This window comes from Candidatus Cloacimonadota bacterium (assembly GCA_012516855.1).
Lineage (GTDB): Bacteria > Cloacimonadota > Cloacimonadia > Cloacimonadales > Cloacimonadaceae > Syntrophosphaera.
Genome location: JAAYWB010000058.1, coordinates 51,349 through 67,040, shown reverse-complemented (window position 1 = coordinate 67,040; position 15,692 = coordinate 51,349). Strand labels below are relative to the sequence as shown.

Genomic DNA, 15,692 nt, shown 5'->3' with positions numbered 1-15,692 from the left:
TGCCTCGCCGGCTGCCCGAACGTTCTCTCCGGGCCTCAATTCCGGCTCCGAAACCGGTCTGCTGCCGCCGTCCCTCTTTCTAGTCTCTCTGTCCACTAACATGTCATTTCCTCCAAATATTCATTGTTTGCCTATATATTAAGCAGAACCAAAGCCATTGTCAAATCAATTTCCATCTCATTGCCCTACAAAATGTTACAGAATACCGTCCGTATGCTACTCCAGGATAATCGTAATATAAATTACTTTGTGCGGTAACTTATTTTACTTTTTCTATCAGCTTCCTCAGTCTTGCCCGGAATGTGTGCGGCTTCATGCCCAGCAACCTGGCCGCCGCTGCTGCGTTGTCCCCCGTCTTGGCCAGCGCGGCCCTCATATAAGCGGGTATCACCTCATTCATCAAGTCAATCCCTTTTTCCGGAATTTCCACTTTCAGTTCTCTTCCGGCAGTAGCAGGCAGTAGAATATCCTCCGGTCCTATGGTGTCTCCAGTGGAATTGATGTAAGCGAGCCTGACGATTTTTTGCAGTTCCCTCACATTACCGGGATATTTGTGTTCCAATAGTTTTTTCTCTCCGGCGGGGGAAAATGCTTTGCTTCTCTTGTATCGGCTGCCGTAAGCATCTAGGAAATGTCGGGCCAGCAGAATGATGTCGGCGCCTCTGTCCCTTAGGGGTGGGAGACCAACCTCCAGTTGCACCAGCCGGTAATACAGGTCCTCGCGGAAGCTCCCAGTGTTCTTCATTTCCTCCAGATCGCGATGGCTGGCTGTGACGATCCGGACATCCACCTTCCTTTCCTTTCCCCCCAAAGGACGGATAGTCATCTGATCCAGCACCCGCAGGAATTTCACTTGGTTGGACGGGGCCAAGTCACCGATCTCATCCAGAAAGATGGTGCCCTTGTCAGCCTGCACGAAAAAACCGTCCCGGTCCGTCGATGATCCTGTGAAGGAGCCCTTTTTATGGCCGAAGAATTCGCTTTCGAACAGAGTCTCGGAGATGGTTCCGCAGTTCACCGCGATGAAGGGGCCATTCCTGCGCGGACTATTAATATGGAGCAGATTGGCGGCCACTTCCTTGCCTGTACCACTTTCCCCGTGAATGAAGACCGGCAGATCATATTCCGAGTACAGGGTCAGTTTCTTTTTGGCCTCAAGCACTGAGGGGTCTTCTCCGATCAGCTCCTCCCAGCCTTTTCCAAGCCTGCCCCGAAGTACTTTGTTCTCCCTTTCGGCCAGGGTGAGGAGAACCTTGTTTTGACGTGGAGTAGTGATGGTGGGAAAATCGTCCAGGGAGAAACTGATAACTTTCACACCCTCTTCCCGAGAGGACTGGATCAGCCGCGCGTCCAAAACACCCCCCTGAACCAGCAGCACCCAACAGGCATGCATCACCGGAGTGCCTGAAGTGACGGAAATGGTCCAGGATACTTCCTCCCCTTGCTCTTCCCTAAGGATGTTCTTAACGGCTCCCACCATGGCTGGGTAAACCAGATTGTAATCAGTGGGATTGGCCACCATTGCGACTTGGTAGCACACCACTAATCCGGGATACTTCTTTTCGCAAAACTGTTTGATTTTCGAAGCGCAACGTACATAGCGGACCTGATCGTAAAGAATATAGAGCTTGTCAAAGTAAAGCTCCTTTAGGATGTCCAGGATAGGGCCCTCTCCCGTTTCAATGTTCTTGCAGTCGGTATTGCCAGCAAAAGTCAATAGTATCTTTTTCATGATGTAGCCAGCATGAATAAAAAAGCTTATAAGTCAAGGATTTTATTCTAGCCTCATTGTGATGTCGTAAGCTTCCTTGCAAACGCAGATGCTAAACCCCTGTCCTTTTCCCAAATCCTGCCCGTAAAGAGAGGTCATTTCAAAAGACTCATGTTCAACTAGAGCGGATAAAGCTGCTTTCTAGTTGAGATCAAACAGTTACTTGATTAGAAAGGGAGTCATACCTTCTAACCCGCCACAATGTCCTGTTAGTCAGTCCCTTAGCGCTCGAGTGCGTCCCTCTCCATTGTCTCCCGCCAAATCCTCGCATCACATGCGGGCATCATGCGAGTGACACATCTGGGGTTTTGAACAGGGCCTTAACGGCCAGATGACATCGCTTCTCTCTTTCGCCGTATCTCTCAGCAAAATACTGCTTTCTAGCAAGAAAATGGAGGTATGGTAGCCGCATGTACAAGAAACGGCGCTTATTAGAAGTGCCAATACAAAGAGAAAGGTTTTCTGATTGAAGTGGGCGCTCAACCAGAAAGCAGCCTGGAGAGCTTTATCAGCCCGGTTCGAAAAAGAGTCCGATTTATCTCATAACCCTGAGGATTATTCGCAGAGGTCTTCAAGAAAACAGAAAAGCCGGCGGAATTGCTTCCGCCGGCTATTTTCTTATCTTGTGAGGGGATTATCCCTCGGTGAGTTTCTTGTATTGGAGGTATCTTTCCTTGAAGAACACCTCCGCTTCGCCCTGGAATCTCTCCGAGCGTTCCGGGAAGATCCTCTCCAGAGCTGAGTAGCGGGTTTCGCCCTTGAAGAATTCCTGCACGCTGACGCTGGGCTCTTTGCTGTCCAGGGTGAGGGGGTTTTTGCCCTGGAGGCTGTTGAGCGGATTGTAGCGGTAGAGCAGCCAGTAACCGGCATCCACAGCCAGTTTCTGGCGTTTCTGGCTCATCGACATATCGATGCCGTGGTTGATGCAGGGTGCGTAGGCGATGACGATGGAAGGTCCAGGATAGGCCTCAGCTTCAAGGATGGCATTCAGGGCCTGGGCTTTGTTTGCGCCCATGGCGATGGCAGCCACATAGACGTAGCCATAGTTCATCATCATCATGCCAAGGTCTTTCTTGTTGGTTTCCTTGCCGGCCTCGGCGAAACGGGCGATGGAACCCAGGGGCGTGGCTTTTGAAGCCTGGCCGCCGGTGTTGGAATAGACCTCGGTGTCCAGCACCAGGACGTTCACGTTCTGGTTAGAGGCCATCACGTGGTCGAGTCCGCCGTAGCCGATGTCATAAGCCCAGCCGTCACCGCCGATCGCCCAAATGGAGCGTTCCAGGAGGTAATCCTGCAATTCGGAGACCTGTTTCAGCATGGGTTTGCAGCCTTCGCAGGCTTTGTCCAGAGCGGTAGGAAGCAGGGTTTTGATCTTGGCCGCGTTGTCTTTGGCGGCGGCATCCACATCCGCCCAGTGTTCCAGGGCGTAGCCGAAAGCCTCTTTCAGCGCGGGGTCGATGGATTTTTCGCGCAGCTGTTCCATGTAATGGCGTAGCAGCTTGCGGTGGGAATTCACGGCCAGACGCATGCCAAAACCGTATTCGGCGTTGTCCTCAAAGAGGCTGTTCGCCCAGGCGGGACCTTTGCCGTCCTTGTTGACGGCGTAAGGGATGGTGGGGAAGGTGCCGCCCCAGATGGAGGAGCAGCCGGTGGCGTTGGCAATGATCATGCGGTCGCCATAAAGCTGGGTGAGCAGCTTGATGTAGGGCGTTTCACCGCAGCCAGCGCAGGCTCCTGAGAATTCCAGCAGAGGCTGCTTGAACTGGGAGCCTTTGACGTTGGTTTCCTTGAAATTGGCCAGCACGTCGGAGGGCAGAGCTTCAAAGTATTCGTAGTTGGCCTGTTCGCCGGCATCGCGCTCGTCCTCGATGGGGCGCATTTCCAAAGCGGCTTTGGGGCATTCGTTTACGCAGACGCGGCAGCTCTGGCAGTCGTCGATATAGACTTGCACCTTGTATTGGTAGCCTTCAGCGCCGGTAGCCTTAAGGGTGTTAAAACTGGCCGGGGCGTTGCCCAGGTCTTCATCTTTGACAAGTTTGGCGCGGATGGCGGCGTGGGGGCAAACGAAGGAGCACTGGTTGCACTGGATGCAGTTTTCAGCGATCCAATGGGGCACGGTCGGAGCCACGCGGCGTTTTTCCAGCTTGGCTGTGCCGCTGGGGACATAGCCGTCGATGGGCATCTGGGAAACCTTGATCCGGTCTCCCTCTTCGCGCATGATGGGTTCGATAACGCCTGTAATAAAGGCATCCGAGCCGTCCGGGACCAGTTTTTTCCGCGGAGCGCAGTGGTCTGGAAGGGTCGCTGGGATTTCCACTTCCTTGAGGGCCTCGTTCACGTGGTCGATGGCTTTTAGGTTCATCTGAACCACTTCCTCGCCCTTGCGGCCGTAGGTTTTTCTCACCGATTCCTTGATCAGCTGGATGGCCTCGCCGCGCTCCAGGATGCCGGATATAAGGAAAAAAGCCGTCTGCATCACTGTGTTAACGCGTCCGCCCAAGCCCACCGCTTCGGCGATTTTGAGGCCGTCGATGTTGTAGAACTTGATCTTGCGGTCGATGATGATCTGCTGCATGTCGGAGGTGAGGTTATTGAAGGCTTCTTCGCGCTCCCAGTTTGAATTGAGCAGAAAGACGCCGTTTTCCTTGATGCCGCCAAGGAGGTCGAAGCGACCGATGAAAGCCTGGTTATGGCAAGCTACAAAGTTTTCCTTGGTAACGAAATACTGGCTTTGGATGGGTTTTTTGCCGAAGCGGAGGTGGCTGCGGGTGATGCCGCCGCTCTTCTTCGAATCGTATTGGAAATAGCCCTGCACATAGAGATCGGTGTTGTCACCGATGATCTTGATGCTGTTCTTGTTGGCGCCCACGGTGCCGTCGGAGCCGAGGCCCCAGAACTTGCAGTTGATGGTTCCCTCAGGGCTGGGGTCGATGTATTCGTCCAGCGGCAGGCTGAGCTTCGTCACGTCGTCTTCGATGCCAACGGTGAAGCCGTGGAAGCCTTTGGCCATCAGGTGCTTGTAAACTGCCAGGATCATCGTGGGGGTGAAGTCTTTGCTGGAAAGCCCGTAGCGACCGCCGATGATGAAGAGACCGGGGCGGTCTTTGAGAGCGGAAACCACATCCAGATAAAGCGGTTCGCCGATGGAGCCGGGTTCCTTGGTGCGATCGAGCACAGCCACATTTTTCACGCTGGCAGGCAAAACGCTGAGGAAATACTCCACGCTGAAGGGACGGTAAACACGCACTTTGACCAGGCCCAGCTTCATCCCGCGCTTCGCGTTCAGATAGTTGATGGTTTCTTCAATCGCTTCGCAGCCGCTGCCCATGGCCACGATCACATGTTCAGCCTCGGGATGGCCGACGTAGTCGAAAGGTTTGTAGGCACGACCGATCTTAGCGGCCACTTCGTCCATGGTGGCAGCAATGGTGGCCGGGGCTTCCATGTAATGCCGGTTGGTGGTTTCCCTGCCCTGGAAATAGACATCCGGGGACTGCTGGCCAACCTTCACCTTGGGACGCTCGGGATTCAGGGCACGCAGGCGGAAAGCCTCAACCAGGGCGGGATCGTTGAGCTCGGCCATGGTCTCGTAGTCGATAACTTCGATTTTTTGCAGCTCATGGGAGGTGCGGAAGCCGTCAAAGAAGACCAGGAAGGGGATGGAGGTCTTCATCGTGGCAAGCTGGGCCACCAGACCAAGGTCCATCACTTCCTGCACGCTGTTGGCGGAAATCAGCGCCCAGCCTGTGTTGCGGGCGCTCATCACGTCGGAATGGTCGCCAAAAATGGAGAGCGACTGCGCAGCAAGGGAACGCGCGGTCACATAGAAAACGGTGGGCAGCATTTCGCCGGCAATCTTGTGCATGTTCGGCAGCATCAGCATCAGGCCCTGGGAGGCGGTGAAAGTGGTGGTGACGGCACCGGCGGAAAGCGCTCCGTGCACTGCTCCGGCGGCTCCTGCTTCAGATTGCATTTCGATCACGTCAACCGTGGTGCCGTTGATGTTTTTGCGGCCGTCCGCGGCCCAGGCATCGGCAAGTTCACCCATTGTGGAAGACGGGGTAATCGGGAAGATGGCAGCCACTTCGGCAAACGCGTAGGCCACGTGTGCCGCTGCGGTGTTGCCGTCCATGGTGGCTTTGATCTTATCAGCCATGTGGATAACTCCTTATCTATCTTTATTTATACTATTTTATACTGATACAGCAACCCTACTTTTGGATGGCGGCTTTGTGTCAACCAATTTGATGAGGTAAATGTTTCCTTTCCGGGCTGGCTTCCGCTCTATTCACTCCTGGACTTGGGGCAGCATAAAGACCGACAGTTGGTTTTTACCGAAGCGCAGGTATTTCTTGGCGGCTTTGGCGATGTTTTTCAGGTCGATCTGATCGAAGAAAGCGGGTTCGTCCAGGAATGAGGCGAGCTTCCTGCCTTGCCAGATGTCGGACTTGAGCTGGTAAATCCAGAAACGGTTGGATTTGATGTTCTCGTCAAACTGCTGCCGGAGAGTGGCGTTGGCCGCGACGAGGTAGCGCTTGTCGATATTACCGGCGCGGAGGCTGTCCAGGGTGGCGAAGATGGCGTCGTTGAGCTCTTTCAAACGCGCCGGGGCACAACCCATCATGGTGCCGACGGTGTAGCGGGAATCGGGGTAGCTGGTGGTGGATTGCCAGGCCTGGATGAAATAGACCCCGCTGCGTTCCTCGCGGATGTTTTCCCGCAGTTTTTCATTGAGCACAAACTCCAGGGCGTCCAGCATCACCTTGTTTTTGGTGCTGGAGTTGTATTTTCCGTTCAGTAAGGTGGACGCGAAGGCGCGGTCTGTGGAGCCCATATTGAACCAGATGGACTGTAAGCCCTTTCTCAGGCGGATGTTTACATCCTTGGGCTTTTCGAGCCTGCCGCCGCAGGGAAGGTTGCCCAGATAGGTCCGGCAATAGGTTTTCAGCTGTTCCGGGTCGAAATTGCCAACAATCACGAAGCTAAAATCAGAAAAATCGGCAAAGCGGTCCCGGAAAATCCGTTCCACTGCATCCATGTCGATGGTGTCGAAATCCGCGTCGGCCAGGCTCTTGGCGTAAGGATGGTTTTGGTAGAGCTCTTTCTGGACCCGGTCCATGAACACGTTCATCGGGTCCAGGTTCCTGTTTTGGTAAAAGGTTTTCGTGCGCTGGAGGTAGGAGGCAAAATCAGCGCGGTCAAATCTGGGATTGACGGCGTACTGGTGCAGCATCTGGAACATCAGTTCCATGTCTTTGGGCGAGCAGGAAGCGTCGAAAGATTCCTGGTAAGTGTCAACGCTCAGATTCACCCTGGCCACTTTGCCGGCGGTCGCCTTACCCAGCGAGATGGCGTCGAATTTGCCGAACCCGGCATCGCTGATATAGCCAGAAACCAGTCTGGCAGCGGGAACGTCGGTTGTGTCATAGCGGCTGAATCCGCCGGGGCTGATGGCTTGGAGCAGCACTTCGTCGTTCTTGAAATCCGTTTTCTTGGCGTAAACCTTCACCCCGTTGGCCAGGGTCCAGATGTTCACGCCGGATTTGGCATCAAAGCTTTCCTTCTTTATTGCCACCGGCTCCGGGATTACCTCAAGCAGAGGCTCGTTCACGGTTTTATCTTCATAGGGCTCGATTTCCAGGCTGTTCACTCCGCTGGCGATTTCCAAAAGGCGCTCTTTGGTAGGATAGGTCAATCCTTCTTTTTGGGGGCCAGCCAGGCCGATGAACATGTTCTTGTCCTGGATCAGGTTTTCCACCAGTGCGTTCACCTCTTCCAGGGTGATGGCCTGGATCAGTTCCTGGGTAAGCATCTGACGGAATTCCGCGCTGGTAAAGACATTCTGGTTGGAAACGGCGTCCACGATTTCCCAGGCGATGCGGCCGGATTCACGGGTGCCCTGCTCAGCCACATCCTGCTCGGCGCCACGCAGAATGTCAATTTTGGCGCGTTCGAACTCGCTGGGCAAAAAGCCGTAACGCTGCACCCGCTCCGCCTCGGTGAGGACGGTGCGCAAAGCCTCTTCCGACTTGCCTTGGGTGTACATCGCGAACATCATCGCCGCGGACATCGTTCGTAGCAGCGGATATTCGGTGGCGGCGGCGAAGGAATAGGGCGGATCGGCTGTTTTGCTTTTCTCTTCCAGGCGGAGATTGAGCATGGTGTAGAACAGAGAAGTCTTTAGGTTGTCATAATACTCGCCCAAATTGCTCATCCGCTGGACGTCCTTTTTCCACATCACCTGCAGCAGGTTGTTCGGATATTCGGGATCGGTGGTCACAATGGCCTGGGGGGCAAGGTTTTCGGGAACGCTGAAATCCTCTCTGGGGCGAACTTCCTCACGTTTGGGTATAACGCCGAAATACCGCTCCACCAGCGCCAGCATGTCTTGCGGCTCAAAATCGCCCACGATCACCACGCTTTGGAGGTCGGGACGGTACCAATCGCGGTAAAAACGTTTGATGGTGTCATGCTCAAAGCTTTCCAGAACTTCCCGTTTGCCGATTGGCGAACGTTCCGAGTAGCGCGAACCGGCCAGAAAAACGGCATTCTGGGCATCCCTGACCCGGCTGCCGGCATCCTGTCCCAGCCTCCATTCCTCAATGATAACGCCGCGCTCGCGTTCGATTTCCGAAGCCTCGAAACTCACCTGGTGGGCCATGTCGGAAAGGATCAACAGCCCCTGGTTCAGCTTGGCGCTGTCATCGGTGGGTATTTTCAGTTGGTAAACCGTGTAGTCGTAGCTGGTCATGGCGTTGAGGCCGTTGTAATAACCCATCCCGATGGAGGAAAGGTATTCCACCACCTCGTTTTTGGCAAAGTTTTTGGTGCCGTTGAAGGCCATGTGTTCCGTGAAATGTGCCAGGCCAAGCTGGTCCGCGTCTTCATTCACGGAGCCCACATCCACATAGAGCCGCAATTCGGCTAGGTTGGCGGGTTTGGGGTTGCGCATGATGTAATAGGAGAGGCCGTTGGCAAGCTGGCCGGAAAGAACGGCGGGGTCCTGCTGGAGGGGGATTTGCATCATTTCCGCCGGCTGGGCGAAAAGCCCTGCTAGCAGGGCCGTCAGGATGAGGGTCACGAAAAGCTTGGCGTTGGGGTTCATTTAATTCCTTTATTCAGGGTCGGTGATGGTGATCAAAAACTGCTGATCAACGGCCAGGATGTTGGTTTCGTCGCCGTAATTGTAGGTGGCCCCGTCTTCCATCTGAACGGTGGCATAGTAGTAAAAGTTGTTGCTGCTTGTGGCATATTCCACAGGCAGATAGACGAATCTTCCCGGAGCTATGGGCCCCGTATCGTTGGAGGCGACCACGCCCACGAAATTGTGCTTGAACAATTTGGCCTGGATTATGTACTGGCTGCTGTTATTGACCACCTTGAAACTGGCACGGTTGGGATCGACAAAGACGCTGGTTGTTTTCCCGGCGTGGATAACCACCCTGGTGGTGTCGGTGAAAACCTCGTTACCCTCGTCGTAGATCTGGAAAGTTTCGCCCACCAGGCGCACCGGCACTTCCACGCTCACGTCGGGATTGAAGATGTGCTGGTTGGCGGTGGCAACCTCGAAAGTGTGCTCCGTGCCTGCGGGAATGGCAAACTCCGCCTCATCGTCGAGCGTGACGTACACCGGATATGAGGTTCGGTTGATCACGCGGAAATTGCCGCCGGATTCGCAAGCCGCGAGAAACAGGAGCGCCAACAGCGGCAGGAGCAGTAAATACATGCGTTTCATGTTTACACCTCTCTTTAGCTTTAAGCTTTGCCAGTCCAAATAATTCAGGCTGATAAAACCTATTAAAATCAAGCTTTCGACCCGCTGTCCTGATGTCAAGCATTATCTTGCCACTGATACAGTAACGGCGGTGGGAGCCGGAGGGATTTTCTTTCATTTGATACCCAGAAACTTACCCCCTGCCTAGTCCTGTCTGCCGCACCCTTAACCCTCACGACTATACCCCTCCCATGCCTCCCGGATAATACTCGCATCAAGTGCGGCCATTGTGCGGGAGGCGAATCTGAACCACAAGGAAGGGCCTTAAGGACCAGACAGCATCGCTTCGCTCTTTTGCGGGGAATGACATCAGGCCAGTTCATATACACAAAAGCCGATTTATCCGCGCGTAATCGCATCTTTGAAACCCGTTCGAGCCTGCGGCGCCCCAAGCCCAAAAAAGCATTTGACAGGAAAACATAGGGGTAAAATAATGCTTTTACGAACCTAAGGGAGCGATAAATGAGTTCATTAACGGTGCTGGGCTGCATGTGGGGCGACGAGGGCAAGGCCAAAATCGTCGATTTTCTGGGCGCGAACGCCGATGTGGTGGCCCGCTTTCAGGGTGGGGCCAATGCCGGGCACACGATAGTTCTGGAAGGGAACAAATATGTTTTCCACACGGTGCCCTCCGGCATCCTCTATCCCAAAACCAAATGCGTGATCGGCGCCGGAACGGTCATCGATCCCTACGGCCTGCGCGGCGAAATGCAGGCGCTGATGAAGCAGGGCATAGATTTTGGCGGCAGGATGTTCATCGACATCCGCGCCGGACTGGTTCTGCCGCTGCACAAAGAGCTGGACGGCAGCACGGAAGAGGAATTGGGAGCCAGCAAGATCGGCACCACGGGCAAGGGGATCGGCCCCGCCTATTCGGACCAGGCGGCCCGCTGCGGCCTGCGTTTTGGAGACTTGGGACATCCGGACTGGCTGAAGCAGCGCCTGGCCAGCCTTTACGCCTATCACGACCTCAAGCCGCGCGACCTCACCTGCGAACTGAAAGAGCTGGCCGAGGTCTGGGAATTCCTGAAACCCTTTGCGGCCCAGGCGGATGAGCTGCTCCGCAATTGCTATCTGGCCGGAGAATCCATCCTCTTTGAAGGCGCCCAGGGCACCTTGCTGGACCTCACCTACGGCACCTATCCCTATGTCACGTCGTCAAATACCACCACGGGAGGGGCCAGCATCGGCATCGGTTTTCCCCCGCGCTGGCTGGACAAAACCATTGGCGTTTATAAAGCTTACGTCACCCGTGTGGGGGAAGGACCTTTTCCCACTGAGATTTTCGATGAAACTGCCGAGCAAATCCGCGCTGTGGGCAACGAGTTTGGTGCCACCACCGGAAGGCCCAGAAGGATTGGCTGGTTCGATGCCGTCGCCGCCAAATACACCGCTTCACTGAACGGCCTGGATGCCCTGGCACTCACGCTTCTGGATGTGTTGAGCGGCCTGCCGGAACTGAAGATTTGCACGGGTTACTGGCTTGATGGGAAAAAACTCCCCGGCTATACACCGCACCCGCTGATCCTGGAACGGCTGGAGCCGGAATACCTTAGCCTGCCGGGCTGGGAAGCCGACCTCGGCAAAATCCGCAGTTTGCACCGCCTGCCCAAAACGGCAAAAGAATATCTGGAAGCGGTCCAGGACCTCGTGGAGGTTCCCATCGAGTTGGTCTCGGTGGGCAAAGACCGCACTCAAACCATTGTTGTAAAGCGATAAATGGAGATATAACCATGCGCAGAAACATTATTTGTCTGCTTTTGCTGGGGCTGCTGGGCACAGCGCTGTCTGCCCAATCCCCCGACGCCTTGAACTTTCCCCAACCCCAATACGTGAATCCCATTTTTGACAGTTTTACGCGCAACTACATGTCCACCAGCGCGATGGGGCGCGGCTACACCGGCCTGGCCATCCTCGGGGGAGTGGACAACGTGCTCAAAAATCCCGCCGGCTACCGTCCGGACAAGGCCTCGCTGCATCTGGAAATGCTGGTAAAACCTCCGGTGGAAAGCGATATTTACGCGATGGCCGACACCTCCGTTTACTACCGCATGACCAAAGAGAATATGCTCTCACCCGTGCCGGTGGGAATCGTTGGCGGCGGCGGAACTATCGGCCCCAATTTTACTTACGGCCTTCTTTATAGTATGCCAAAAAGCATCAAGGTGGATAATTTCGGCGTGGAAGTCAACATGGGCTACGGCCTCATCATGCGCTATCCAAGCTTTTTCCTGAACCAGCTTACCGCCAACGCTGCCTGGCACAAGGACAACTTCCACGTGGGATTGAACTTGCACAACCAGATCTACCATCTGGGCGACGTGACTTTCCTGCGTTCGTTCGAGCGCATCATTAGCGACAAATATGTGCTCAGGCCGCAACTGGGGCTGCTTTACAGCGGCGAATCCCTGAGTGCCGGCCTTAGCATGGTGCCACAGCAGAACGTTAATTGGGACCTCAAATTCGCCCAATACGATACCCGGCTGCCTCTAAACCTGGCTCTTGGCGTGGCTTACAACAAAAACAACGCCGTCTTCACCGCCGAGGTGGATTATGAGCAGTGCAGCACCATCAGCGATGCCTTCAAGGACCGCTACACCTTCCACGCGGGCATGGAAAAGACCATCAGGCGTTATACTTACCGCGCCGGCTATATCTACCATCCGCAGGTTTGGGAAGGGAATTTCCTGATCCCTGACGCCTGTTCGGACACCATCTCCATCTGGTGGGCTGCCGTGCTGCCCCAGGGCCGGGTGGGCAAGAACAATCAGCATATCCTCACCCTGGGCACTTCCTGGAACCATCCTGACGTGCGGGTGAACCTTTCCGGCCTGATAGACGTGGCCGGGCAGGCCCCCATCGCCCAGGTCAGCCTTTCCGCAGACCTCTTTTTCAGCGCCTTCAAGCGCAAGAACTTCCTCTATTTCGACTGATGCCAAAAGTCCAGATTCGCAGGATTGAAACATACGACCTGCAGCAGCTTGAGGCCGCGGTGGCTGATTTTCTGGGCCACGCAAACCGAATCAGGATAAAGCGCAGCAAACGGGTTTTGCTGAAACCGAATCTTTTGGGCGCTTTTCCCCCGGAACGGGCTGTCACCACCCATCCGGTGCTGCTGGAAGCATTGATCCGCCATTTTCTGGAGCTCGGCAAAGAGGTCTGGATCGGCGACAGCCCCGGCGGAACAGCCGACGTGGAACAGGTTTGGCAGGCCTGCGGGCTCAAAGACCTGGCCAGCCGCTATCCCGTGAAGCTGGTGAACCTTTCCACCTCCGGCTACCGCGAGCTCAAATGGAACGGGATTCCAGTTAAGATTTCCGAGGTCTTCTGGCAGTGCGGAATCGTGATCAACATAGGCAAATACAAGACTCACGGCCTGGTGGGTTTCACCGGCGCCCTCAAAAACCTCTACGGCCTTGTGCCCGGCTTGATTAAGACCGATTACCACAGCCGCTATCCCAATTCTGTGGATTTTTCCCATCTGCTACTGGCGCTTTACGGGCTGACCCGCGCCCGGCTTTCTTACAGCTTCATCGACGGCATCCTGGGAATGGACGGGATCGGCCCTTCCGGAGGCAGAGTGAGGAAATTCGGCCTGCTGCTGGGTTCGCGTTCCGCATCCTCGCTTGATTTCACCGCTGCGAGGATGATGGGTTTCCGCCTTGACGACGTTCCCTACCTCAGCGAAGCGCTGCAGATGGACGGGGTGCTGCCTTCCCGGGTTCAGGTACCCACAAGTTTTCGCAATTTCACACTGCCCGATGTGGACATCCGTGCCGTGAAATACAGCTACCGCGTCCTGCGCCGCGTGCCCCGTTTCGCCCGGCATCTGGTGCAGCGTTATTACAGCAAGCGGCCCTTTATCAGCGACCGCTGCAAAAAATGCGGCATCTGCGTGCAAAGCTGTCCCGTGCAGGCGATTTCCCCTCCCGGCAGATTCACCCTGCCCAAAATCGATCCCCGCAAGTGCATCAAGTGCATGTGCTGCCACGAGATGTGTCTCCACGGCGCGGTGGATATCCATAAAACCTTTCTCACCAGGATGATCGAAAAATGAAAAAACAACAGCCCAAGCATAAAGCCCTTTTCAACTTTATCTACATCGCCCTGTTCCTGTTCATCCTGAGTTGGATACTGTTCTGGGGCAGCAACAGTTTTTACCAGAAATGGCGCTTGCAGCAAAGCGCCGCCAGGAAAGAGAAACTGGTGGAAGCGCTGGAGGCTCAGAACGACAGCCTCAAGCAGGAAAACCAGCGGCTGAAGACTGATCCGGAAGAACGTAAACGCGCCATCCGCGCCACTTTGGGCATCTACGCCGAGGATGAGACCGCCTATATTTTCAAGCCAGCCCAGGAAGACAGCATGGCCACAAAGGCCGGTAAGAACGGAGAAAAATGAATCCCCGCCTGGATTTTGCCGGGCAGAGGGGCCCGCATTGCCATTTGGAGCCTGAATGACCGACGGGACTGATGCCAAAACCCCGATACCGGTGAGCTGGCGCCGCAAAAAGGGTCTGCGCGAAATGCTGGCCCTACTGCTGGATTCCAGTGGGCCGCAGCGCGAGTATCTGATCAACATCATCCTGGCCCAGGGTTCAGGCAGGCCCGGCCGCGAACCGTCCCAGCGCGAAACCCGCTTCCGCTGTGCCAACATCATTGAGCAACTGGTGGGGCTGCTGCGTTCCGAGGCGGTGCAAAGTAAAAGCCAGCTGCTACCTTTCTTCAAGTATCTGGACAGCTTCCCCCTCGACCCTCTCCAGGAAACCCAGACCGCTCTGAGCCTTATCTTCCCCGGGGGTCCCAGCGAAGAGGATAAAAAGCTCTTTTACCGCCTGGAACTCTTTTGGCTGCTTACCCTGATGGGCGATCTGGACAGCGCCGGACCCCTGCGCAAAGAGCTGGAACCACAAATCTCCCTGGAAAAGCCCCGTCTCTACATCATCTGGCTGCTTTCTTTGGCCCGCATTCTCCAAAAGCGGGGGAAACGCATCAGCTTCTCAACCCTGTGGCTGAACATCATTTGTGAATACTACCGCCTGGACGGTGCCGCCACCGCGCTCTACCTCATCCTCAGATGGGTGAGGATGATCAACTGGGGACGCGACACCGCCCTCCGCAAGAAGGTTTTGCACAGGTTCGGCGCCCGGCTCCGTCAGCGGAAGGACCTTCTCTCCGCCACCCTTTTGTATGAGCTCTTCGACCAGGAACACCGCCACGCCAATCCCAGCGAAAAGATGCTCTACACCAAGCTTCTGTTCCGCCACTCCTCTTCCCTGCTCAGCGTGCAGCAGCTTCAGTATCTCCACTTTTTTGCTGGCAACTACCTGTCGGCTGTGAAATCCAGCTTTCCCCAGTCAATCCGGGAATTTCAGCATTCTAACTACTATCTGCACAAAAGCTGGTCCCACCTGCGAAATCTATCCCTTTTTCTGCGTGCCAACCTCCGCGACGACCAATATGCCCAATCCATGAGCTACCTGCAGCAGCGAGTGGTGGACTTGAGCAGCCAGATCAGCCTGCAGAACAATGCCTACGTGGAAACCCTGCACGAAAACTACAGCACCATAAAAAAACTGCTCCGCCAAGTGGAGGAACTCTCCATAACGGACAACCTCACTGGCCTCAAAAACCGCCGCTACCTGACCAACAACCTCTACCACGCCTTCCAATTGGCAGCACGACATAAAGTGCCTGTCTGCCTGGCCATCCTCGACATCGACTATTTCAAGAGCGTGAATGACCAACTGGGGCACCTTGCCGGCGACCAGGTGCTGAAAAGCCTGGCCAGGCTGCTGCAGTCCTCATTCCGCAAGAGCGATGCCGTTATCCGCTATGGCGGTGAGGAATTCCTGCTTGTACTTTTCGACGTGGACCCGGAACGCATGTCTGAAATGATGGAGGAGCTTCGCCGCAAGGTGAAAAACCAACGTTTTAGCTGGCAGGGCAATCCCATCCGCATAAGCGTTAGCATCGGCTGGGCAAGTTGCCCCGCTTGCCTCAAACAGAGCGAGCTGGAGGAACACATCGCCCGCATCGATGCAGCCCTCTACACCGCCAAAAGCACCGGCCGCGACCTGGTTGTGCGTGCCACGGACTGATTTCCTGCTTGACAGCTTTGCCCACCGAATTTTTTGTTTGCCCAAAGGAG

9 protein-coding genes are annotated in these 15,692 nt (G+C 55.2%); 5 read left to right on the top strand and 4 right to left on the bottom strand.

Annotation, left to right across the window (positions count from 1 at the left end):
- Positions 1 to 259: 259 nt before the first annotated feature.
- From GX466_05750 to GX466_05735, 4 genes are all read right to left on the bottom strand, one after another.
- Positions 260 to 1,732 (bottom strand): sigma 54-interacting transcriptional regulator, encoded by a 1,473-nt coding sequence (locus GX466_05750; protein NLH93710.1) that lies wholly within the window; start codon positions 1,730 to 1,732, stop codon positions 260 to 262.
- 673 nt (positions 1,733 to 2,405) lie between these two features.
- Positions 2,406 to 5,927 carry a pyruvate:ferredoxin (flavodoxin) oxidoreductase gene (nifJ, locus tag GX466_05745; protein NLH93709.1) on the bottom strand — a complete coding sequence of 1,174 codons (3,522 nt, stop codon included), beginning with the start codon at positions 5,925 to 5,927 and terminating at the stop codon, positions 2,406 to 2,408.
- Positions 5,928 to 6,059: 132 nt separating this feature from the next.
- A complete protein-coding gene (locus GX466_05740) occupies positions 6,060 to 8,876 on the bottom strand; it encodes an insulinase family protein (GenBank protein ID NLH93708.1) in 2,817 nt (938 codons plus the stop codon).
- 9 nt (positions 8,877 to 8,885) lie between these two features.
- Positions 8,886 to 9,506, bottom strand: a complete 621-nt coding sequence (locus GX466_05735; GenBank protein ID NLH93707.1) for a hypothetical protein — start codon at positions 9,504 to 9,506, stop codon at positions 8,886 to 8,888.
- 501 nt (positions 9,507 to 10,007) lie between these two features.
- On the opposite strand from GX466_05735, the gene GX466_05730 reads away from it, so the two are divergent.
- From GX466_05730 to GX466_05710, 5 genes are read left to right on the top strand one after another with little or no spacing between them, the layout of a single operon-like run.
- Positions 10,008 to 11,264, top strand: coding sequence for an adenylosuccinate synthase (locus tag GX466_05730; protein ID NLH93706.1), 1,257 nt, complete (start codon positions 10,008 to 10,010; stop codon positions 11,262 to 11,264).
- 14 nt (positions 11,265 to 11,278) lie between these two features.
- On the top strand, positions 11,279 to 12,478 hold the full coding sequence (locus GX466_05725) for a hypothetical protein (protein NLH93705.1): 1,200 nt from the start codon (positions 11,279 to 11,281) through the stop codon (positions 12,476 to 12,478).
- Complete coding sequence (locus GX466_05720) at positions 12,478 to 13,602, top strand: DUF362 domain-containing protein (protein NLH93704.1); 1,125 nt, start codon at positions 12,478 to 12,480, stop codon at positions 13,600 to 13,602. Before GX466_05725 ends, GX466_05720 begins: the two co-directional genes overlap by 1 nt.
- The gene (locus GX466_05715) at positions 13,599 to 13,943 is read left to right on the top strand and encodes a septum formation initiator family protein (protein NLH93703.1); all 345 of its coding nucleotides are present in this window, start codon (positions 13,599 to 13,601) and stop codon (positions 13,941 to 13,943) included. The genes GX466_05720 and GX466_05715 overlap by 4 nt, the downstream gene beginning before the upstream one ends.
- Before the next feature lie 55 nt (positions 13,944 to 13,998).
- The gene (locus GX466_05710) at positions 13,999 to 15,642 is read left to right on the top strand and encodes a GGDEF domain-containing protein (protein NLH93702.1); all 1,644 of its coding nucleotides are present in this window, start codon (positions 13,999 to 14,001) and stop codon (positions 15,640 to 15,642) included.
- The last annotated feature ends 50 nt before the right edge of the window (positions 15,643 to 15,692 follow it).

What these genes read in the sequence shown, in the direction of transcription:
- nifJ (NLH93709.1), bottom strand. Translation starts at nt 5,927, where the DNA reads ATGGCTGATAAGATCAAAGCCACCATGGACGGCAACACCGCAGCGGCA.
- GX466_05715 (NLH93703.1), top strand. Translation starts at nt 13,599, where the DNA reads ATGAAAAAACAACAGCCCAAGCATAAAGCCCTTTTCAACTTTATCTAC.
- GX466_05750 (NLH93710.1), bottom strand. Translation starts at nt 1,732, where the DNA reads ATGAAAAAGATACTATTGACTTTTGCTGGCAATACCGACTGCAAGAAC.
- GX466_05740 (NLH93708.1), bottom strand. Translation starts at nt 8,876, where the DNA reads ATGAACCCCAACGCCAAGCTTTTCGTGACCCTCATCCTGACGGCCCTG.
- GX466_05730 (NLH93706.1), top strand. Translation starts at nt 10,008, where the DNA reads ATGAGTTCATTAACGGTGCTGGGCTGCATGTGGGGCGACGAGGGCAAG.
- GX466_05710 (NLH93702.1), top strand. Translation starts at nt 13,999, where the DNA reads ATGACCGACGGGACTGATGCCAAAACCCCGATACCGGTGAGCTGGCGC.
- GX466_05735 (NLH93707.1), bottom strand. Translation starts at nt 9,506, where the DNA reads ATGAAACGCATGTATTTACTGCTCCTGCCGCTGTTGGCGCTCCTGTTT.
- GX466_05725 (NLH93705.1), top strand. Translation starts at nt 11,279, where the DNA reads ATGCGCAGAAACATTATTTGTCTGCTTTTGCTGGGGCTGCTGGGCACA.
- GX466_05720 (NLH93704.1), top strand. Translation starts at nt 12,478, where the DNA reads ATGCCAAAAGTCCAGATTCGCAGGATTGAAACATACGACCTGCAGCAG.